Consider the following 24,770-nt stretch of genomic DNA (forward strand, 5'->3'; position numbering starts at 1 on the left):
TCCTATAAATTAATATATTGAAGTTCCCCGTTTGGACAGATTACTTTTACCTTATCTCCGTTGGATGAAATTAAATGAATTTCATCAATAATAACATTATTTGTGTCCTTAAATCCTTTTTTATAAATCTGAAACGTGAACGCTCTTTTTACGCTTTCATTTTCCTTTATAGCTGAAATCTCATCTCCTTCTATCAGCCTAATCTCTAATATCTTTTTATCAGCAGGGGCGTTATACAATTGACTACATCCACTCTCTACTGAACTTTTAGTTATCGGAGCTGTATTTGTTTTGAACTGATAAGCCTCTGAATATTCTGATGAACCAACTGATTTTCTTACTCCTAAATCTACATCAAATGGCAAATCGCCATCAACTTTGTGTTCAAAGCGAAACAACGCTTTATCAACTCCTCTTGCAACTAATTCATCTGCTTTATTAAAAGGTTGAACTACAGCTTTAAAAGATTGATCATCTATAGCAATTTTTTTAATTAGATCGAGATATCCCTGTACCTGCTCATACGTTCCTTTCACAATTAACCGGCCCATTCGGAGTCCCTCCTCTCCCGAATTCTTCATCTGGGCTATCATTTTCTCCAAAGCATTTTCGTCTATTTTAAAAGATTTTAGCTTTGCTCTCAGCAATTCGTCAAGAAGTTCCCATTCACTCAATAATTTTCCGGCATCATCCGCATCTGTCTTCGATTTTTCTAATGCATCATCTTGTTCCAATTCTGCCTTCGCTTTTGCCGCTTCATCCTCTGCTGCCTTTGCCTTTTCTGCTGCTGACTCATCTGTCTTTGCCTGTTCTACTGTTGCCGATCCCAGTGCAGGAACAGCAGGTTGAACTGATGTATTTGTGGGTCCCTGCGTACCTGGCCGGACCTGGATACCCGTTTGTCCCCCGGTGGTAGTAGCCGGGCTATTCGTTGAACTGGAGCTACCCCCCGAAGCCGGGTCGGTCGTCGTTTTAGCACCACCGGTTTTCACCTGCGAACTAACGACTTCCGCCTCAACATTTTCCACCACCTCCTCTATCGATTTCACTACCGGCATTTCAGAGACAACCGCCCTTAGCCTGGCTGCCATCACCTTTGTCGCGTACTGTAGTGCATATTCCGCTAATAGATCGGTAATCTGCGCTGCCGCTTGCCCGGCGCGGAACAACATATATGCCTGCCCCATTTTATCAAATGCTTCTACCACTTCTCTTGTCTCGGGGCTTAAATTCTGCCTTAACAGCATGGGGCTTAGAATGGTCGAAAAGGCTGAACTGGTGAAATCCAGTGTGGCCAGTGTTACTGCGGCAGGTCCTTCCGCTAATCCCGCAGAAATTGCGAGAGCGCCAGTCACAGCAAACTTCACTGCATTAGCCCTTAATAAGGCGGCCGTTTGTTTGGCATCGACATCAAACAAATTCCATAAATACAGTGCCGGTATACGTATTATATCTCCTTTTTTAAATAACACTCCGCTGCCTGTAATTGAATAGTCCTCCCCAAATACCACTGTTATGGGGTCAAGCGGCGGCGGATTGATCCATGTAATGCCATTACCCAATGGATTCATGTTGATCGCGTATTTCCCTCTTATATCAACACCGGCATTCGGTGAAAAGACCTGCGCAAGTTTCTGTTCAATACGGAAACCTACGCTCCCGCCACCTGTTGTAAAATCAACCTGGGTAACGGTTGAAGTCATACTAAACGCACCGTAATCAAAACTGCCATTAATATACAGCCTGGTGCCCAGGAGGTCTTCTGCAGTAAGCCCCTCAACGTGAGTATCTCTCAGCTTAGCCATATTGAACAGGGCCGCCATCATTTCGTTATGATTATCCAGTTTGTCTTCAGTCGCGTCCACGTCAGTAATCAATCTTAACAATGCGGCCTGGTTTGTATTTAAGTACGTGGCTACGTCGTCCGCTTGCTTTACATCGGTAATTGTCTTGATCGTATTTATCAGTTGCCATTCGGCACATTCCATTTTGTGCCCTGAGGAACAGCCAGTTATTGCACTGCCACTTTGGGTAAGTACTTCTATGATCTTGATCCGTTCTGCTGCTGTTAGTGTGGCATACCTTTCCAAACACATTTCAGCCAGCTTGTTTTGCATGTCACTGCTCGTCTCAATCTCAGTGATCTTCAAATTACCTGTCTTCAGGAAATCCTGGAAGATAGCGAGGTATCCTTCAAACTCTTCTTTTGTTTCAGGCTGGTTCTTATGCTTACAAACAAAATCTTCATAAACGTCCTCATTCAGTTTTATCAGGTTGGCGATATTCATGACAACCTGCATGGGCATGCTTTCACATCTGGTATTGGCACCGATGAAATTGCTGGCCCATTTGCTGCCAGTAAAATCAGAATAAGTGCTCACTTCCTTGCTTATAGTATAAACAGGTTTTCCATCGTTCGATTTATTTGCAGCATCCTCCAGTATTTTTTCTGCGTTTTCAAAATCACCTCCAGCAACGTAATCGGGGCTCTTTGCAGAATTAAAGACATCGTCACCTGGCTGGAACCATTTGGCTTTTAAGTTGAAAGTCAATTGCTGAGTAGCATCGGATGGAGCAGTAAAACAAGGCCATGCGAGAATTACATTACCAGATGTTTCTTTGGCCGTCAGATTGTCAACATACGGTTTACTATTTCCATCATTATTTGAACATTCATATTGCAGGAACTTTTTTGCGCTATTACCACCTACAGCCGTGTAAACTTCAAACTTGCCATCGTTTTCAAGTGTAAATGAAACCAGTGTTCCGAACGGTATTGTATGTAAGAAAGCCTCATTTTCCTTAGGCACGAAATAGTTCGTTTCACTAAGGACGATATTCGTAGCCATAGCCGGAAGCGTTACCGGCATACCGCCTGGCGACAGGAACGTATACGTATTAGTACCTGCGTTTTTCAAATCCTTAAGTGCATCAGCGCTGCTTACTATCAACTGCGCATCCGCATCCTTCTCAAACAACCCAATCACCATACCCGGATCATGCACCTGATCCCACTGATACTTGGCAAAACGATCACCTGCAGGATAATCCATCACGTTCGATGGCAGTCCACCTATTTCGAATCCGTATTGATTATCGAACACGTGTTTCAACCTGAACACGCCATGTCCTATTTCATGGGCAGCCACTTTTCCATCAGCATCGTTAAACAGGTAACCGAATTGTTTTCCTCTCGGCATATCACCGAGCAGGTTGCTGGTACTATCACTGCCCTTCAATCCAAACAAATAGATCGCATCCTGCTGAACCGTACGCGCACTGCTATACGCGTTGTTCAATGCTTTCATTTCATTGGTGAGCATTGACAACCATCCACTTCCTGATACAGCCAGGTCACCATCGTTGTTTAGATCCCAGCTCTTATCGATGAACGGTTTGTCTTCCGTAACCTGGAAGGTGATCCCTACAGCATTATAGATCTTATTTAGCTGGCTGCTTATCTGATCTTTGTTAACCGTTGCTTCATTTACCGGCACCAGCACTACCTTAAAGGTCCGCTCCTCATAGGCAGCTATAAACAGTTTACCCAGCGACAGGTATTTGCCCCCACCCTGTGGATACAAGGCATACAATTCCTGTGCATCAGCGGCAGGTCCGCCCACGATCTTTATCTCCCAGCTAGTACTATCTGCAAGGCGGGTACTTTCATACCGGATTCCCTTACCCGTTACAAAACGGATGCTGTCTAAAACAAGGCTCTTATCCTTTATTTCCACCACCGCTTTTATCACATCTGCCTTCGCTTCAACAATTGCCTTACTGCTTACATAATAATCATCATTCAGCTTTTCGTATTCTTCTCTGAACAGAACGCTGGCTTTGTATTCCGGCTGGTATTCATCGAATGCGTATTGCTGGTGTTCATGCGGCACGAACTTAACAACAGCTTTGTCAGTCTTGATCGAGTTCAATTCAGCCGGAGTCATATTCATCACCTCGCTTGAACTGATCTTCGAAACATTTCCATCTTTATCAACTCCGTAAACAGTGCCGTTCTTGTCCTTTATGGTCGTCGGCACTTCATCTACCTTCACCTGTTCCTTCTTACCTTCACTATCTGTAACAGTTAATGTAGCGCCAGCGGCGGGTGTAGCATTCCCCGAACTATCCACCTTGCTGTTCAGCTCTACGGCAATATGGCTGGCATCAGGGATTACCATATCTATATAGTAGTCGGCAGTATCTACTCCGGTAACCACAATACCAACATCCCCACCGCCTTCTATTACTTTGTCGAGGTTTCCTATTTGCGATTCCTTAGGATCGTAGGTCGTTTCTATAACACCACCAATCAGTTGCTTGTCTGTATTAACAGTGATTCCCTTAAACTGAACCTTCACCCGGACCTGCCCCAGAAAAGGAACCGTTACATACCCAGCGCCGGTAAAAGTACCCTGTCCGCTTACCTGTAATAGTTTAACCGGAAAATCACCTGCTGAGATCACGTCGCCCGTGAGCAGCGTTTGAATGGGGGTACGGTTGGCAATATTTGCCTCCGGTTCCAATAGGCCACATTCTGTATTTACGGCACTGTCAGCAGCTGGCGTCACCAGTGTTTTAATATCGCTGTAGGTATAAGTAATGCCGTTATCGCAGGTACCGCCAACCCGGTATTCGTAGGTCTTATCTTTCTTGAGGTCGTACAACAACATGCGGTTAGCCGTGGTAGGGGAATTATACCAGGTAGCACCGTCCTGTCCCTTTTCCCGGTAGTCGACCGTAAAACTGGATTGGTTAGGATTAGCCGTCCACGTAATGGTTGCCCGGCCATTACTGAGTTCGTGCTGCACGTTCAGGGGCGCGGCACAATTATTCTGGCAGTTAAACCAGAAGATCTCACTGTATCCGTTGTTGCGGAAAGCATCTGACCCCTTTGAACCATCGGTTTGCTGCGCACGTACGCGCCAGGCATACTTGTGCCCGGATAACAACAAAGGTTCGCCAGGGCCATATAATAAGGTAGTTGCCTGCGTGGTAGTCTGGTACAAAGGCTGAACCGTACCAAAAGCTGCTTCCGGCGCCAGGCCATTGTCCCATATTTCTACAAGCGTGAATTCATATTCTGTATTGAATGCACTGGTTGGACTGTTATAATTACGCGGCGTCCATTGAAAGATGATATTTTGCGGATCTTTATAAACAATACTCTCAGCCGTTCTGGGCAAATTCAGTAAGGGCGGGTCGCTCAGACTGATCCAGGCCATGGCGCAACTGCTGCGGCCAACTACCTGCCCTGAACTAACCTCCACTGCCTCAAAGCAAAATTGATAGAACCCTTCGGGCAACTTACCACTTTGCACATACTGCGCACGGGTAATGCCCTCGAATATAAGATTGTCGGCATTGAAATAAGGAGCCAGGTCCTGTAAACTGATGCGGGCGGGAACACCGCCATCGAGGTTAATAGCGGGATAGTAAACATTATCCCGGCTGATAAGCTTGGCTGACTGTCCCTGTATGCTCATGCGCAAACGCACCTGCAGGGCGGGCTTATTTAGATCGGTATTGGTTAGCAGCAACACCAGCTTTTCATTGGTGCCATTGTAATAGTCGCTTACATTTAAAGTATAAGGCGGCAACAACTGAGGTACTATCTGTACCGGATACCGCTGTGCATTAACCAACTGCCCGAGGAATAAGCAGGCCATTACAATCAATAACCTGCTTATAGTTTTCTTATATAGGGTAACTAACATTATTTACGCTTTTGAGCTATGCCTTTTATTACAATATCAACACTCTGAGGATGCGGGTATCTTTTGCCGTTTCAAGCACCAGCGCATACACACCGCTTACTACATTTATGTTATAGGGAACCGTATACTTGTTACTGCCGCTTTTCCGCTGCTGGTTTACCACAGCGCCGGACTGCAGATTTATGAGTCGCAGACTAGCGTCAGCTGTTTCCTGTAAACCAACGCTAACAGTGAACTGCCCCTTGCTTGGGTTCGGAGTTACCGAAAATTCGATCACAAAAGGATCGGTAGCAGCAGAACTGGGATTATCGAACGATTGCCCTTCTACAATGGTAATGGCATTCGAGTATTCTTTGGTACAACTGCCCACGCCCGACCGCATTCCTACCTGGTAGGTACCTGCTTCATTAAACTGTATTTCGATCAATGAATCTGTTCGGCGTGTGACGGTAATATTGCCTGCTGGCACCAGCCATTCAGTTGTTTCCGGCCAGGGCTGGCTGATATTTACAAAAGTTACTTTTTCACCTTTGAATGCCTGTGTGCTGGCCACGAAATCTGCCGCCACCGTAGCATCGCTTCTGCTAATGCTTATACTACCACTTCCCTGACACCCTTTACTATCCGTTACCTGTACGTTATATTTACCGGTCTCGCTCAACGATACGCTTGCCGTAGCCGCAGTAAATCCATTGGTACCGCTCCAACTGTAAATCGCATTCGCATCCGCGATTGTTGCATTAGCCATCCACGCCTGGCCCGCACACAGTGTACGATCGGGGCCCAGCGCTACTGTAAGCGGCAAGGGGTCCTGTAAATTGAACGTTTGCTTTTCTGAACATCCCTTTGCATCGATGATCTTTACTGAATACGAACCAGCACACAATGCGCTTAGCGTTTGTGCGGCACTGCCATTACTCCACTGATAACTATAAGGCGCTGTTCCTCCCGACACCGTATAACTGATAGCTCCGTTACAATAACCGGTACAAACGGGTTGTATAACTACCGGGTTATTTACAGTAATGGGATTAGGCGTGGTTACTTTCACCTGTTGCTGGGTTTGGCAGCCACGGTCGTCTTTTACATAGGCCAGATAATTGCCTGTTGTTAACCCGGTGATATTTTCTGTTGTTGCGCCATTGCTCCAGGCAATGCTATATGGATAGGTACCGCCACCGATCACCGCAGTTGCCGTACCATCGTTTCCTCCACTGCAAACAACCTGCGTACTGGTTAACCCAAGCGTCAGTAAAGTAGGCTCACCAAGTACATAAGGTATTGATTCCAGGCTAATATTATTTTTATCGGTAATTTTTACTTTATAGGTTCCGGCCGTCAATTTCACTGCAAAACTGTCCGTCTGTGCAATGCTCGTCCAGCCGCCATTATCATTACGATACCACTGATAGATATATCGTTTTGAAGGTATTTCAATTCCCCCCTGCGCCTTTGCATACAATTCGCCATCGCCACCGTTTTTACAGGAAACATAATGATGTTCTGATACGTCAACTACTAATGGCGGAGGCTGTTGCAAATGAAACGTATCGGCAACTATACAACCGGCTGCATTTGCACCCGACGCATTCGCATAGTTGGCATCCCTGGCTGTAACGATATATCCTCCATCGCCTATTTGCTGTAATGTAGTAGTGAACGGATTGGTGCTATTGGTTACCGTACTTAATACGGAACCGGTAGTGCTGTCTGTCCAGGTTATGTCGTAACTATTCCCATTCAGAGGAGTTCCACCTATAATAATTGCCAGGGCATTACCATCGGTACTGCCAAATGCCAGCGGATTCGTCTTTTGCCTGTAATCCACCTGAACAGGCTCCGCAGGCTGGCTTATGGTTACCGTTTGAACAATTTCATTACCGGCTCCATCTTTCATAATACAATCGTTTCCATCCTTTATCCTAAGCTGGTAAACGCCGCTATCGAGCCCCGTAATGGTATGCCCGGTAGGCGAACCAAAGGCAGACCAGGTATACGTTTCATCCTGTGCCTGTTTATAGCCAGCGGAATAATTACCTACCCCACCATTTGCATTTAACTGGATCGTTCCATCGGCACCGGCGTAGCAGAATACATTCCTTCCATTATTGGTAAAACTTACAGCTGCAGGTCCTGGAAAAGAGGTGGTATCCGTATGGCGCGGGCCGGTGGAATAACAGGGAACGCCTTTGTATTTACCGATCAGTTCTATTTTAAAATTTCCGGGGCCAAACTGGGCCGGAAATGTATAGGCATTGGCGGCATCCAGGGTGACACCTGGTACCGTGGTATCCTGATTATTCAAATTATCACTCAGTATAATATTCAGGCTTTCTCCCGATTTCAGGGGCCGGTCGAATTGAACGCTGATCGTGCCATCCTTTGCGCCAAAACATTTGTTGGGAACATGTGTTACTGAAAGAATATGGGGAGAAGGAATAGTGGGCTTAAAAGTTTTCGGCTCCGAAAAGCAATATTCAACCGGGCTTACGCGGATAGCGATATTTGCATCGGGGTCTACGTTATCGAAAGCTGCACCTATAAGATCGTACCCGCAGATATCAATACTGGTTTTACCAAATGTATTGGTTGATGCTGGAAAATTAACCCAGCCGGCGCCGCCAATGTTGTATTGCCAGTTGTATACAGGCGCCGGATAACCAATCGTGGCATCAATATGAATGCGATCAGTGCTCGGCAGGTAGTTTTCCTTCTTGGGCACATCCAGCGCTATCTTTTCCGGATAGATCCATATCTGGCCGTTACTGCCCCAAACATCAGAAGGTGTGGTATATTCGCTGAAAAAATAACCGTTACTGTTATACCAGCCATCAAATAACCAGTCCTTATCCGAATGACCACTTTCGCTGCAGCCGGAACGGCCACTTTGATAGACGACACTATATATATGAATATAGTCCAGTTTCGTATCAACGTTAAAGTAAATTGAATCCCAAAATTCCTTGGGATTCGCACTACAATTGGGGTCAATGTTTTGTAGGTTGTATCCCTTTTTTCCATCCCAAAGGATATCCTTTTGGGCAACTGGTTCTGAAGAGGCATTCAAATAAAACGCCTCCGCCTTGTAGATATTACCCTCACACACAGCCCGGTAACTCTTGTACGGACAATATATTCTTGTGCGCATTAATAATTTATACCTTGGCTGGGCCAGCGTTGTTAACGCGGCTGCCTGCAATAAAATAACCATTAATAACAATACACGTGTTCTCATAGAAACGTATTAATAATTAACCGATACTTTTTTCATTTCGCTATAGGCACCCGATGCCAACACCGCCATTACACCATACTGGTAAGCAGTATTTACCTGCACTTCAGTATCGTATAACCCTTTTTGTCCCGCGGGCACCGATTTATATAAAGTCATGGCGCCATTGCCGGAAGATTTATACACCTGGTAATTACGCACCTGTTTCATGTCATCGCCCCATACCACTTCTATCCTTCTTTGATCGGGCTGCGCATAAGCATATAAACGAGTGAGCTGTAAAGACCCGGCAGCACCTGCAGCAACCGTAACAGGGAGCGATTCTGAAACCGTACTCAAACCGCCTTCGCTTTGAGCGGCTATGTAATAGTAGTATTGACCAGCGCCACTTGTTATGGTATCGGTATAACTGTTGCGGCTTTTTCCGGTAAAATGTTGTACAGCTGTATAATTGCTGTCAACCGCTGCCTTCCGGTATAGGATGTGCGCAGCAATATCTTCATCAACACTATTCACCCAGTTTAATGTAACCATATTGCCGGTAACTTTATATTTGGTGATCACTGCTGCAGAAGGTGGAATGATATCAGGCTTTTTTAATTCCACCAGCGCTGTAGGGGCCGACTGGTTAAACCGTTTATCAAGTGCTGAAACGGCATAGTATACTTTTTTGTTGAGCAACTTAAGACTGAGCTTGTCGCGAAATTTATTACCCCGCCATACTGAGTCAATAAGTGGCACCGGTTCTTCCTCTTTTTTCATAGACCGGTAGATCTTATACCCCAACAGATCGCGTTCATTGTTCTTATTCCACGTCAGCGTTACCACACCGTTGGAATCAACAACAGCTTTTAATCCTGCCGGTATGGCCGGCGCAATGGAATCAACCGGCTGTACCAGTACGGGAAAAGAGGTGCGCCCCTCGCCTTCTTTGGCAATGGCGGTTATGGTAAAATAACCGGGGTCGCCGACCATCCTTTTAACCGGTAGTGTACGCCGGGTGACATCGATACTATCCAGCCATACTTTATACGGGCCATCAGACTTATCCGACCTGTTTATCCGGAATCCGTTGATCAATCCATTGGCCTTTTCCTCAAACGCCCATTGCATTTGCAACAGGCCTTTATCATCTGTATAAGCTGATTCAATACCCGGTACAAAAGGAAGTATATTGGCCCCCTGTCCTTTTATCACTTCCGATGGCGGGCCTGTTTCTCCAAACGGATTGATACCCCGAACGCGATACTGACAAGCCACTCCATTCTCATGTAATGTATCGGTGAAGTACATCCGGCCTGAAGCACGTTTATCATTTTTTTCATTCAGATTGCTTACCGGCACATCGGACAGGCGGCGGAAAGTTTTGCCCCCATCTTCCGATTTTTCAACATAATACGAGGTATAGTATGTTTTTACGCGGCTGTAATCCCAGGTAAGCATTACTGTCCGGTTACCAAACTGAGCATCTATTTCCTGCACCGGTGGTAACGGTTCATAAGCTTCAGCGCCTATATATACAGCGGCCGTATCGGCTTTTGCAAGATTTACAGGCACAGCGGTTGTAAGCCGGTACAGGTATTTTTCATTAGGATTAACCTCATTATCAACCCAGCCCCAGCCTGCCAGCAGCGCTCCTTCAAAACTCATATCTGCCGCAAACATCGAAAAGCTGAACCGCTGCTCTGCTTCCTGCGACTGGCTGATGATGCGGCTAACGCCTTTTGCGTCGTTACCGGCAACCTGGAAGTCGCTTCCATACAAAGCCTGCGCCATTACGGCGGCAAAATTATCTTTCTTTGCCAGTTCCGCCCATGCTTCCAGCGGTTTTGAATGAATAGGCCCTGCGTTCAACACTTTGCGTTCAGGCTTATCCAGCATTTGCTTATTACGCAATACCGTATAACGTTCCAGGATAAAACCATATTGATTGGTCAGCTTCCAAATAGATACATCAGTAGCAGCCCATCGCAGCCGGATGGTATGACCCGTATTGTCGGGCCTTGCTATCATTTTTATTTGGGTGGAGGCCTGCCTGCCACGTTGCGCACTGGCGCCCGTGACACATAGCACTCCTATAAAAAATAGTATTATCAGGCGTTTCATAGATTATTGGATCGGGTTATAATATTGAACAATGTGCGAACTGCCATTTATACCGCCGGGTAGTACAAACTGATAATTCACTTTATAATATCCGGGTGTCATCATTGGATAGAATCCATTGATCAGCCATTCATAATCTTTCTGTTGCGGTGTACTAAGATACCTGCTTACTACCTGGGCCTGCAGGTCCAGGAAATCCTGTTTATAAATCCGGGGCAGATCGTATAGATAAGGCAGATAGTTTGTCACCAGGCGGTCGGTAAAATTGCCCTGACTTACCAGGCTCTGATAAGCAAGTATTACCGGTAATGAACGAACAGGAACAAAACCCAATTCCGTTGTATCCCGGTCATTAAAGACAATATCGCCGGCAACAGGATAAGTTTTGTAGTTAAGCGGATATATATACGACCTAAAGAAGTCATTATCGGTTAAGGCCAAAGGTTGCACCAGTGGAACGTTATTGGTGTAATCGGTGCCGGTCAGTTCGCACAGATCGAGCGGTTCGGCCCCTGATACCGCCTGTTGCAGGGTGAACAGGTCGGAAGACAGTTTCTTTACGGTACTGTTCCCAAGCTGCATTACCTGCATTTTTTCAGCAAACGTACCATACCGGCTGCTGTGGAAGGTATAATTCAGTAAGGTTTTACCGGTATCGGCGCGCACCACATCGGTTGCACTGTTACCTGTTATCTGCACGCTGTCACCGGCATCGGTAGTCGTAGAATTGGTAACAAAACCACCTGCACTGCCGGCAGAACTGGCTGAAGGAACACTTTGCAACACCAGTTCATAGGCCGCGTTGTTCTGTATCTTAAAGATATTAAACCGCAAACGGCATTCGTTTGAATCGTAAGTGAATGGCAGTTTGACTGCCGCTCCTCCGTTTGTTGAACGCACCATCAACTGGGGAATATAACCAGGAATGGAAAATAAATAGGGTTGTCCCCGCTTTAACTGAACAACGCCCTGGTTGGTTTCAGCGGCATAAAAATTCTGCTGTTCTACTACCGGCCAGGCGTAACTTATATTAGATAATGGAATACTTTCAGGTGCTTTACCTGTAGTGAAAGTAAGCGTACGGGCTTCTTCAGCTTTCTTTCCATCGATATACACGGTTTGCCAGGCGCCATTCTGATTTTCCTTGAAACTTACTTTCACATTGGCTGTTACCGATGTGGAAGGTGGAAGTATGTCATTTGAATAAAAGGTAACCGCATCGTTATTGGCATTCCATTTTAGCTTACCGGTGATGGTATTTCCATTTGCCGAAAGGTCGAACTGATCGAGTTGAATACGATAGGTGTGATCGCCCTTATCATCGGAAACGGGAATATCTTTTCCAATGGCAAAGTTGAAGGCAGCCTGCGGCGCAGCAAATACATCTACCTCGGCAGCATCTTTGGGAGTCACGTCAGAAATAACTGCAATACCTACTGGCGTTGTTTCACCTCCGCCTGCTACGATCTTACAATCATTTCCTATTTCCACCTTGAACCGCACATTCCCTTTCACCAAACCACCGAGTAAATTAAATCTCACACCCAGGTAACCTGCAAACCAGGCGGGGTTGGGAAGCTTCGCCTGCACCAACGCAGCCGCAGCGCCCTGAATAATAGGAATACGTGCTTTCAGGAACCACAGATTTACTTTAACACCCAGTTCGCCCTGTAAATAAGCATAGGCCTGGGCATTGGCGTACCAGCCATCCATACCAATAGGATCGCTGCTGCCTTCGCAATGTGCATCTCCATAATCTTTCAACATCATATCAAAACCAAGACCCGCTTTGAAATTGGCATACAATATTAAAAAAGTAATATCGCCTGTTTCAACAGTTACTCTCGAACCAAATGCAATACCACGACCTTCGCCCAGGGCATTGGCATCGCGCATGTAATCAAGCTGATCTATGTCCATACCCAGAATGTCTGCCACTTCGCGGGGAGGTGGAGGCGAGCCGGGAATATTAGTACCCAGCATGAAATAAGACTGGGTCTTTATTTTGAAACCGCCCAGGCCAAATTGAATACCTATGGGATCGGTTGGCGTTCCCATATATACATACCAGTCCTTGGGATCGAAGTGCATCACTGCCCATCCGGCGCGGTAATTATCACCAATACCCTGTAACAACCCCTTGGCTGCATTTACATATATGTCGAAGTTGGCATGGAAAGTATTACTTTGAAAATCATAGAACATACCCATATAGGCTGAAATACCATTTGCCATCTCCATGTCCTCATCCGGTGGTATCTCCCTGCCGGCCTGTTGCGGATTGGTGATCTTGAGTTTTTGCAGTTCTTCTATTTTATCAAGCTTAGCGGCGTCAGACAATCCTTCCAGTTGTTTGCTCACCGCATTTTCCACCTTATTGAACAGGTCAGCAGACTTTTCCATAAACTTGCTGGCTATGCCCGGCAGTTTGCCCATGAATTTGGCATTGCCAAAGAAACCGATATAGTTCATGCCGCCGCCGCGGTTAAAGGCCACTTCAAATTCAGCCATCCCCTGGATCACCTCAGATTTCACTACGTTAAAAAACACCCCGGCTTTTATCCCAAGCCCCAATGCGGAGTCGGGTTTATAATTCGGTAAATTTTCAAGTGTTGTACCTGATGCTGCATTCACTTTACTCATGCGGTAATAGGCCCCGCCTGTAAATCCGTTGATCTTTAAGGCGCCGCCTACCGGAAATCCTTCCGCCCATTTAGCAGACCCGTCTACAAACCAGTAACGGAATTTATTATAACCAAACATGCAACGCACTTTCACTTCCACCTTATTCAGCGCATCGAAATTCGCAGTGATGCCACCGGAAAAACCATCGCCATAAGTGGGATCATCCTGCATAAAATCAATCTCCCCATTAAGTGTAAGCCCTCCGATCTTGGCATTGTCGATCTTTATTTTCGACAGGGTAACTTTATCAAACTTCCAGTTACTGAAACCATTCTGTTGGTTATAGGTACAACCAATATTTAACCGGGTAGAAGCTTTGAAGGCGTTTTCAGACAGCGTAAGTTTTACCCCAAACGACAGATCGGCCCTGGTTGCATTGGCAACCAGTACGATACTATCTATCGATACCGGGAATTTCGCCACCTTGATCTCACCATCGTATCCAAAGTAATCAACCGTAAAATAGGGACTCACGGTCTTTAAATGCATATTACGAAAGGTGATCGCTTTCAGTTCGGCAATGGAAGAACCCGATCCATTACTGGCGGCAATGCTCATGCGGCCGTTTAAATTAGCTTCAGGCCGGAAATTGCCATCTTCAACAAGCAACTTTATATAGGAATTGGAGTCCAGGTCTACCCGGGCCTGCCAGAGTTGAAAATCGAGTTGCTTCTTTGGTTTTACAGTAAGCCAGTATTTATTATCTTCTGTTATAACAGCTTCGTATAAGAGTGAGTCTTTATCGGCTACCGGCAATCCCAGATTACCGCTAAAAGATGCTGACACCAGGTGATTGGCTTCAAGCCCGATGCTGACATCGTCAACCGAAAAATGCCAGCCAGATGCAGAACCGGTATTGTAGCGCAAGATGTCTTTTCCGGTAAAAAGGCCACTCACCCCATTATTATCAATGATCATGTCTTTGCCGCCAAAAGAAACCGGCCCCGTTGAACCGCCACGCCTGAACATTTTGGGCAGTTCAATTTCGATGGTTTGTATATACACGCCCCGCCACATAAAAGGATTGGGATAGTGCAGGTACTGTGCTTCATATCCCGATGGAAATTTCACATCGGGGCTATTACGAGTGTCGCTGAAATCGAAAACAGCATTTGTTACGGTAAACACGAAACCATCCAGTTTATTTACCTGGAATTTCGGCAAACTAACGGTGAGCAGAATATCGTTCCAGTCAGTGATGACAGTCTTAAACGCGCCACTCACTTTGGCTTTCGGATCAGTGATCTTACTTCCACTATTATCGCAGGGTATCAGCAAGGAACGGGGAAATTCAACCTGGGCAGTAACGCCTAACTCCTTAAATCCATTACAGTCTATGGTAAGATACGTAAGATCCCCTTGCGCTTGCCCGTTCTGCAAATTGAATCCACCTTTCAGGATCAAATTGGCATTACCGCCATGAATGGGTATATTACAATCACCCAGCAATACCAGTTTTGCATCACCAACTATACCACCACGATAAGAAAGTTTAAGCGAGCTGATACCAAAGAATAAAGGCTCGTCGCGTTGTGGTATGGTCACTTTCGCAAATACGGTAAGTTCCGCATACGTTTCATGGAACACAGCACTGCTTATGGCAACTTTATAGGTAATATTGTTGATGGTTCTGCGCAGGCCAACCGGCAACTCGTTCAAATCATCGGGCTGCAGCATCTCAAGCCATTTCTCAGCCTGCTCAACTTTCTCCACTGCACTTATGGCCATTGATTTAATGGCAGCAGAATCAGCAAAACCCTGATCTGTTGCAAGATCACCAGTATAAGCTTTTTTATTACTGCTATCAGCTTCAGGCCCTGCCGCCTTTGCTACGGAAAAACAAAGCAGCAGTAATAAACCAAAACAAAAACGTTTCATAGCGTACATTTAATTAATACTACTCACTATTTAAAAACTATAACTATACCCCATGGTACCCGTGAGATCGGTAGTATTTTTAGTTTGTTGTGTTTCACGAATTTGATTGACAAGACTCAGGTTCAACCGGTGTTTTTTGAACACCGTATAGGATGCATTCAGGCGTACACTCAGCACACTGCTTATTTGAATATTATCCTGTTTGCTGAAATTGTAAGAAGCAGAAAGACCCGATGACAGTTTCTTTTTAAACATTCTCGCCATAAAACTTACAGTAGGCCCCATGGTCATAAAGTCATTCCGGGCAATGGTGTTATAGCTTACGTTATAGGCTGCTGTCAGGTTCATCCCCGATTGTAACCACTGAATACCGTAAGAAGTGGCCAAATTATAAAACTGCGAGCTGTTGCCTTTGGCAACGGTGCCCCCCTGATCGTCCGATGCATCCTGGAAGTTCAGGTTCACATTCAGCGAATGCATTTGCTGCTCGCTTTTTTTAGCAAGTACGTTTACATTCAGATTGGCGTTTTGCGAGATCTGCGTAAAGTTCAGCGTATCCATTTGCTGATAGGGCAGTTGGTTAATGTATTCAAACTGCGGGCGAATATTCATATAGGTCTGAAAATTGGAATAACTAAAACTGCTCTGCCATTTTTCTGATGGCGCAAAATTTATATTGAGCGCTCCCACCACCCGCCGGGTAGTTCCTGATTTGCTGTAATCGAGGTTATCGCGTTGTACACCAACGTTTGCAGAAATACTGGCTTTGTCTTTAAAAAGGCTTTGGGCCAGGTTAACAGTTATATTTTCGAGGTCATTATTGAAATAATAAGTGCCATAAGTCTGATAGCCGGGATCGATGCGTTCATATCCCACCCCAATGGTGCTTTTGCGAAAATTATAATTCAACTGGCCTTTCAGGGCGTGATAAATGGCAGTAGAACCATTTCCCCCGGTAAAAGCATTTGTAATTCCCTTGTTGTGATTTTCAGTGGTATCGCGAATATCACGGGTCAGCACACTGGTCGCATACCCGGCTGAGACTTCCAATCCTTTCAGTGGCTGTAAGGCCGCCTCGTAATGTATGGCCAGGTTTTTTCCGGGAAAAATAAGCAGGCTGTCGGGGGGCACTAACAAGCTGTTTTGTACATCTTTTGCTGCGAAGGCCGACACCGCAACCCTGTACAACTTTTGATTATACCCAAGCTTCACACCGTAGCCCATGCGACGATAAACTGGCAATATATTGGAGCCGCTATCATAGGCCACTGCTTTCTGCAGGCGGCCGCCCATGGCGCTTATTCTCCAGGGACCATCCGGCGTTAGGTCAACCCCCGCGCCGGTAAACTGATGACCACTTAATGTATATGGCGAAAAACTCATGGCCACATCGCCGATGTGCGCGGCTATCCACTTATAAGTGGGATGCAAACTCAACCTGTTTGGCGGTGTCGGATACGTTAATCCATGCCCCGCATTGGTAAGGTTAAAAGAAAAAGGCAGGTTGATCTTACCAAACAGATTGGCATTCAAATTACCCTGTAAGAACCAGGTGAACGGGGCACGCCCGTAATTGCCATTACCACTATAAAAAGCAGCATTTGCGGCTACGCCCCCGCTAAAGCGGACAGGTTTTGCTTTGAATACATTTTTTAAGCTTTCAATATCTACCTGCTGGGCAATGCCCTTGTTACAGTAAACAACCAGTATGATGTATAATAAACGGGTAAAAATTCTTTGCATAGCGTTCAGGGTTTCGTTTTAAAAAGGGGCTTCATGGTCCTGTGTTATGGCGATTTCTGAACCTTTATATCTGTTATGATGTATGAATCGGGGCCGTTGTTTACGAACTGTTTTATTTGAACTGCGCCTTTACGCCCATCACTGGTTTTAAACAGTACCACACGGGGCAATATATCATTTGTGAATTGAATCCATCCACCTGACGTAAAATCTACCGGCATGCCCGCCAGTACCGCATCGTTTGTCATTGCATTAAAATCAGCCGCTGTAAGACTGGAACCGCAACCGCATAGTTCCTGTGAATTTATAATGGAAGCTGGTTGAGCGCCTGGAATAGCGTCAAAAGTGTAGCGATCAGCTGAATCGGGCGAAACAAAGCGGTTATAGGTAAAGTCCTTGTTCAACCCAAAAAACACCAGGTCAATGTCTTTTCCAGCAACAGACAGGTCGTCTGAAGCTTTAAAACTGCGTTGCAGTTTGGTAGAGAAAAAACAACCAACAGTGCCATGTGCGGAATTAATTCCAAATTTAACATCGCTGAAGGTGCGCAGGTTGGCGTTTGGTAATACATTTATGGTATGCTGAACAGTTTTGGTTTCTTTGTCGTTACCGGCAGTCAGTGTAATGGTATAAGAACCTGCTGAAGTAAAATGAATCGTTGGTTTTTGGGCCGTATCATTATCTATATCGCCACCGGTAGTTGTCCATTTCCAGTGGAGGCCGCTAACGGTTTCATTATTGAGCGTTGCAGTTAACGGCGCTTCATAATCGTTGTCGTCTAAAGAAGGAATGATCGTAAAAGCAGGGAGCAAAGCAGGCTGCAGCATCAGCACTTTAGAAAGCGTAAAATCTTTACGGCCATTGTTCACAACCAGTGTTAAAGTATGCCCGCCCGGGGTATTGAATTTTATAACACCGGGATCTTTTGCAGTAGAGGTAGCCGGCTGGCCGCCTTCAAATGTCCACTTATAGCTAACGCCACCGGTACTTTTATTAACGATAGTTACATCGGCCGGCACAAAATCATTTACCGAGGGCAGCGCATCGAACGCTATAGTTACCGAACTATCTATAAGGATGTCTGCTGTTTTGGAACTGCGATTGTCCGCATTCCAGGCTTCGAGCGTAACCGAACAATTGCCGGCATTGGCAAAGATGATCGTTCCCGGGTCTTTTTTATCGGAAACTGCAGGCTCGCCGCCGGTGAACGTCCATTTATAATTGGTGGCCCCAGTTGTGTTATTGGTAAAATTTATTTTTACAGGCGCTGAAAGATCGTTGTTCTCAATGGCGTATGCGAAATCAACAGTTAAGGCTCTTTCCTGTTCTTTTTTACAGGCCGCCATTGGTGCATACAACAACAACAAATACACGAAGTATTTTATAACGGGCTTTCTCAAGGTTGGGATTTAAGGGGTTAAATATGGTATAATGGCTCTTCACGCCATCGAAAACGATGGTAATACAATCGTGTGGTTTCTAAAAGAAACAGTCAATTTAACAGCAAGACTATGGAAACAGGTATGTTAGCCCGGAAAGAGCGGCTGATAACATATAGTACATATACTAATCGCCAGCATGGTATTTATAACCGTAGGCTCTACTAAGAAGAACGAAAGGGTTATGGTTTTCATAGTTAACTAACTAATGTCATTATAGGATATAAGTTTTACAGTAGCAAAACTATACTAAACTTCCTATTTATGCAAGCCAGGTAAATAAGTGTGTTGATTTCACCGTTTTTCGTGCAGATTCGGGCCATAGACGTGTAAGCAGGTATGGCTTTACTTCGGAAATTACTCAGTCCTTAAACTTTTTACCGGATTAGCTAATGCTGTTTTAATGCTTTGACCACTCACGGTGAGTAAGGTTACAATTATAGCGCCAGCCCCTGCTGCAGCAAATATCCACCAGGCAGGTTCAGTTCTATATGAGTAGTTTTCCAGCCAGTTATACATTAAATAATAAGCAGTTGGATGTTAACAGCAAAAAAGCGCCTGTTCGCTTTCGTTACAGTGTTTGTCCGGAATGTAAACATTTTTGCAACAATTGGTCAGCCTGAAGGGGCGGCGGTCAAATGGAGGTAACACCTGTTTCAGACTGAATTACCTTTTCTTTTTTGTATTCGAAAAATCGTTTCAACTTTAGAAAATTCAACTCAAACAGGTAATAGCTTGCTGCAGCTACCAAAATAGTAAACCCTACTGCCATAACAAAACCCGGAACCATGTTCATTTGGGGAAAAACGTTCCAAATGGCAGCGATGCAAAGCGGGTGATACAAGTATAAGCCATAACTTATTTTTCCCAAAAACAACATTGGCTTACTACTCAGGAACTTCTTAAGCCAACTTGTTTCCTGTAATGAAACTACATACCCTATCATACTTAAAAAGGTAAAAGCAAGTAAATTGTATTTAATTATCTGTATAATGCCATTGTTTATATCGGTAAAAATTACCAAAAGAGCAATTGTTGGAATTGTGAGGATCACAGAGATCAGTAAAAATTTATTTGCATTCTTATCAATCAACTTATTCTTTATTTCAAGAACAGCTAATAAGGCACCCATGGACAATTCATCTATTCTGGCAAACGTGAAATAATAAGCTTCATAATCATGCACAAACATAAAATACCTTACCACAAAAGCTATAACGATTATTAATACACTTGCACCCACAATCTTTCTTGTACTTAGTATATAAATCAAAAGTGGCCAGAACAGGTAAAAATGTTCTTCTACAGAAAGGGACCAGAGATGAGCAGGTCCCACATGTGGCCACCTGAACGCCAATGCAAAATCCTGCAGATAAGCCCAGCTATATACTTGTAGATAGAATGGTTCAAAAGGTTTTCCGAAAATTAAGGGAAGTATAATAAAGGTTAACGTCAGGAATAAGTAATAAAGGGGAAATATCCGTAAAGATCTCCTGACGTAAAAGTTGGAAAAATAACCACGCGATTCTTTTGTTACGATAAGGATACGTGTTATTAAAAAACCGGACAACACAAAAAATAATGAAACGCCCGTTCTGCCAAAATTTGCAATCTTGGTTAAAAGCGGGTGCAAATTAAATGCTGGCACAAAGAAGAAGTGAAAGAATATTACCATAAAGGCTGCAATGGCTCTAACCCCATCTAATTCTTTATGGTACTTTAAATTCATATAAAGCAGGGCTAAACTGGCATTATAAAATTACTACAAATAATAGCCTTTGAAGAGAGAAAAAGGCCAGAATATACAAACTAGTGCTATATAATACATAGCGGCTGCTAATATTGGGCAAAATGCTTCACATAAAAAAACCACTCGCCCGGAAGCGAATGGTTTTTTGTTTTTAACCCTTATTATTGTTACTGCTTCACAAGCTTCAATACTATCTTTTCAGTTCCCTGTACAATTTCTGCAAAGTACACCCCTGCTACCAAACGATTACCAGTTTGCAGGGTACCAGCCGGGGCCAGACCGGTCCTTTTTTCTACCACGCGACCCATTGCATCCGTGATAGTTATACCTACCGTTTTATTGCTTCCACTCCACTGTAAGTTGATGAACTCAGTGAATGCATTGGGGAACGCTTTTACAGTCAGCTTAGCTGCTTCCCGTTCAACAATTACGGTATTCTGATCAGGACTGGTCGCCGATTTCGCAGTGATGAGTGGTGCCTGTTCATACTTGATAGTGGCATAATCTAAATTGGTACCATTGCCGAAGCTCCTTCCTGTTACATACACATTGCCATTATTATCCAGGGCAATGGCGGTTGCCACATCGGACCCTTTACCAGCACCGTCATACCTGGCCACCCATTGCTGCACGCCTGCCGCATCGTATTTAATGGTAGCATAATCATCAGGATTTCTAAAGTCGCTGCTCCCATTGCTGCTACCAGTAACATACACATTACCTGCAGCATCCACTGTCAGGGCTGTTGCACCATCAAATGAATTGCCGGGGCCATTGTAAAACGCCGCCCATTGTTGCACGCCTGCACCGTTATACTTAACAGTACCATAGTCATCTCCACTTGTTCCGGTCACATACACATTACCCAACGCATCTACGGCTATGGCGTTAGCCCGGTCGCCAAAGTTAACGGGAGGATGATCGAACCTGGCCACCCATTGCTGCACCCCTAAAGTATTGTACTTAATAGTAGCATAGTCTTCACCGGTTACATTGCTTAAGCTATTTCCGGTAACATACACGTTACCCAATGCATCCGTTACCAGGGCAGTGGCATTATCGCTAAAATTAGCCGGACCATCATACCTCGCCACCCACTGTTGATTTCCATTTGCATCGTACTTAACGGTAGCATAGTCTCCCGAGATCGTATTGGCAAAACTCGTTCCTGTTACATATACGTTCCCGTTTCCATCTACAGCAATTGCTCTGGACTCGTCGATAAAATTAGCCGGGCCATTATATCGTTTTGTCCATTTTGTATTTCCATCCTTATCGTATTTAATAGTGGCATAATCAGATCCGGTCCCATTTCCCCCACTTAGTCCCGTTACATACACGTTACCATTTTTATCCACGGCAATAGCCTTAGCCTCATCCACACCATTACCGGGGCCATTATACCTCTTTGTCCATTTGGCGTTTCCGGCAGCATCATACTTAATAGTGGCAAAGTCGTTGCCGGTCCCATTGCCCGCGCTATAACCCGTTACATACACATTTCCATCGGCATCCACAGCCGTTGCACTGGCCTCGTCGGCACCATTACCAGGACCGTCGTATGTTTTTTTCCATATTTTATCGCCATTGTTATCGAACTTAAAGGTGGTATAGTCCAAACCGGAATAGAGCCGGGTCATTCCACCTGTCACGAGTATATTGCCATTCTTATCTACCGCCAGGGCATTTGCACGATCGGGACCTCCTGCCTGGTTGTTATATTTTTTAACCCATTGTTGCACTCCGGCCGGATTGTATTTAAGGGTGCCATAGTCCATATCGGTCCGACCGGTTATATAAACGTTACCATAGTTATCCAGGCCAATTGCTTTTGCGCCCGGACCGGTAAAAGTCGCTACCCATTGCTGTACGCCGTTTGTATTATATTTAACAGTAGCATAAGTAAACGTATCGTCTATGGCAACGCCGCCTGTAATATATACGTTGCCCGTTGCATCCAGCACAAGGTCGGTGGCACCGTCTCCGCCCTGGGCACCAAGACTACCCACACCTGCAAAGATCGATACCCATTGTTGTACACCGGCCGTATTGTATTTGATAGTGACATAATCATTGAGCGGGTCTTCCTCTCTCTCCCCTCTTACCCCGGTCAGGTATACATTGCCGGATTGGTCTACGGCAATGGCATTCCCCACATTATGCGACTTGCCCTGATAAAAGCTTACCCATTGCTGCACCCCTGCTGCATTGTATTTGATCGTTGCAATCTGGTCCGGGTCCCCATTATCTCCCTCGGAAGTGACAGAGAAACCCGTTACATACACATTGCCATTGCCGTCTACCGCCAGCGCTTTTGCTATATCTATTTGATTAAATGCCCCATTGAATCTTTGTACCCATGACAAATCACCGTCGTTCTCGTATTTTATGGTAGTGTAATCGCTGAACGTTCCCATGCCTGTGCTAAATCCGGTTATATATACATTGCCATTGTTATCTACAGTAATGGCTCTACCTTCATCAGCACCATTTCCCGGCCCGTTATATCGCTTTACCCATTTGGTATTCCCATTATAATCGTATTTAATAGTAGCAATATCGGTACCCGTTCCACTGCCTGCACTTGTACCGGTCACATACACATTTCCATCTTTATCCACCGCAATGGCAAACGCCTGGTCATTTCCATTAGCTGGCCCGTTATATCTTTTAACCCACTTTGTATTGCCATCACCATCATATTTTATGGTGGCATAGTCAAACCCCGTTCCACTACCGACGCTCCTTCCTGTTACATACACGTTCCCCTTGTCATCTCCGGCAATGGCAACAGCTTCATCAACATCATTACCAGGACCGTTATACCTTTTTAACCATTTTTTAGTTCCATCTTCGTTGTACCTGATGGTGGCATAATCCGCACCGGTACCAATACCATCGCTAATACCCGTTACAAATACACATCCATGGTCCACCACCAGCCCATTGGCCTGATTAAAAGAATTGGCATCACCGTTTTGCCGGTTTACCCATCTTTCGGTAACCTGGCTGAAACAGATCGCATACATAAAAAGAAGACAGGCAAGAAGCAATGGCTTCCTGATAAGTAAAACATTTGTCATAAATGAATCTTTAAGATTTAATAATTATGGCGTGTTTCCAGGGTAAGGAGCGGCCTTATCTTCATAAGGTGAAATTCAAACAGCAATACGGAATGTGACCGGGCAACAGAATAGTTTCCAGTTGAAAGACAGAAATAGGGAAAGAATATTATTTTAAATGCGTGTGAAGTATCAAACTACAGAACATGAATTTACAAAGTACGTTTAATTGCAACAGATAATCTATGAGCGCTATCAGTTTCTGAACTTAGTTCTACTAACGCCGCAATTTCAAAGATTATCACTCATTTATCTATTTGAAATTTAATTGTTAATCCATAAAAAAAGCCAGCAATATCAGCCAGCCTTATTAAGTTCTATAAGAAAATGTTTGAAAATAAATTTATTATTTATCTACGACCCCAATCTCCTGTACTAACAGCTTAACGGGAAGTAAATCCATAGTATGTATTTAATATATTTCATAATTTGGGAATTGTGTAGGTTTTACCACTATCCGTATCCGTGTACAACACAATCTAAACTTAGTATTTTATTATGACAATCGAACATTGCACAATTGACGACTTTAACCAAATAATCAAAGATATTATTGATTTTTGGGGAAGTGACAGGCTTTTGCACTTACATCACCCCTACTTAGTTTACGAATTTGGCAATACTGCGTTTGTGATTAGAGATAACGGAGTTGTAATTGCGTATCTTTTTGGTTTTTTTTCGCAAACTGACAGTGTTGGATATGTTCACTTGATCGGTGTTCGGGAGCAATATCAAAAACAAGGATTAGGCAAATTGCTATATGATAAATTTATACAAATATCCCGATCCAAAGGAATAAGGAAGATAAAGGCGATAACGTCACCAACAAATAACAAATCAATCAATTTCCATCAAAAAACAATTGGTATGACATTGCTTGGATCACCCAACCAGAACGGTACAAACGTGGTTCACGGATATTCGGCGTTAAGCCCGGAGACCGTTGTATTTGAAAAATTAATATAAAAGGAACGTCACCCTACACACTTATGGGGGGTATATGCACGCTTTTGGCCTAAATCGACGCGTTTATTAAATTCACCATACCCGTAGGATGTATTGGCGCTAACGGCGTATATTTAAGGATGGCCGTTAACC

Annotated in this window: 9 protein-coding genes; 1 reads left to right on the top strand and 8 read right to left on the bottom strand. The window is 44.6% G+C overall.

The genetic code is table 11. From position 1 onward, the window contains the following. Positions 1–2 precede the first annotated feature (2 nt). From BMX95_RS14390 to BMX95_RS14430, 8 genes are all read right to left on the bottom strand, one after another. Complete coding sequence (locus tag BMX95_RS14390) at positions 3–5,717, bottom strand: hypothetical protein (RefSeq protein WP_081203147.1); 5,715 nt, start codon at positions 5,715–5,717, stop codon at positions 3–5. 28 nt (positions 5,718–5,745) lie between these two features. After that, on the bottom strand, positions 5,746–8,952 hold the full coding sequence (locus BMX95_RS14395; RefSeq protein ID WP_081203148.1) for a T9SS type A sorting domain-containing protein: 3,207 nt from the start codon (positions 8,950–8,952) through the stop codon (positions 5,746–5,748). 9 nt (positions 8,953–8,961) lie between these two features. After that, positions 8,962–11,055, bottom strand: coding sequence for a fibronectin type III domain-containing protein (locus BMX95_RS14400; RefSeq protein WP_133054022.1), 2,094 nt, complete (start codon positions 11,053–11,055; stop codon positions 8,962–8,964). 3 nt (positions 11,056–11,058) lie between these two features. After that, complete coding sequence (locus BMX95_RS14405) at positions 11,059–15,618, bottom strand: hypothetical protein (RefSeq protein WP_081203150.1); 4,560 nt, start codon at positions 15,616–15,618, stop codon at positions 11,059–11,061. 30 nt (positions 15,619–15,648) lie between these two features. Then, positions 15,649–17,361, bottom strand: a complete 1,713-nt coding sequence (locus BMX95_RS14410; RefSeq protein WP_081203151.1) for a TonB-dependent receptor — start codon at positions 17,359–17,361, stop codon at positions 15,649–15,651. A 44-nt stretch (positions 17,362–17,405) separates the two neighbouring features. Beyond that, positions 17,406–18,761, bottom strand: a complete 1,356-nt coding sequence (locus BMX95_RS14415; RefSeq protein WP_133054023.1) for a PKD domain-containing protein — start codon at positions 18,759–18,761, stop codon at positions 17,406–17,408. 673 nt (positions 18,762–19,434) lie between these two features. Further along, positions 19,435–20,529 carry an acyltransferase family protein gene (locus BMX95_RS14425; protein WP_081203153.1) on the bottom strand — a complete coding sequence of 365 codons (1,095 nt, stop codon included), beginning with the start codon at positions 20,527–20,529 and terminating at the stop codon, positions 19,435–19,437. Positions 20,530–20,717: 188 nt separating this feature from the next. Beyond that, on the bottom strand, positions 20,718–23,633 hold the full coding sequence (locus tag BMX95_RS14430) for an SBBP repeat-containing protein (RefSeq protein ID WP_081203154.1): 2,916 nt from the start codon (positions 23,631–23,633) through the stop codon (positions 20,718–20,720). Positions 23,634–24,170: 537 nt separating this feature from the next. Between BMX95_RS14430 and BMX95_RS14435 the strand changes: the two genes are divergently transcribed. Beyond that, positions 24,171–24,638 (top strand): GNAT family N-acetyltransferase, encoded by a 468-nt coding sequence (locus tag BMX95_RS14435; RefSeq protein WP_081203155.1) that lies wholly within the window; start codon positions 24,171–24,173, stop codon positions 24,636–24,638. Positions 24,639–24,770: the final 132 nt, after the last annotated feature.

This window comes from Niastella yeongjuensis (genome assembly GCF_900110245.1).
GTDB lineage: Bacteria > Bacteroidota > Bacteroidia > Chitinophagales > Chitinophagaceae > Niastella > Niastella yeongjuensis.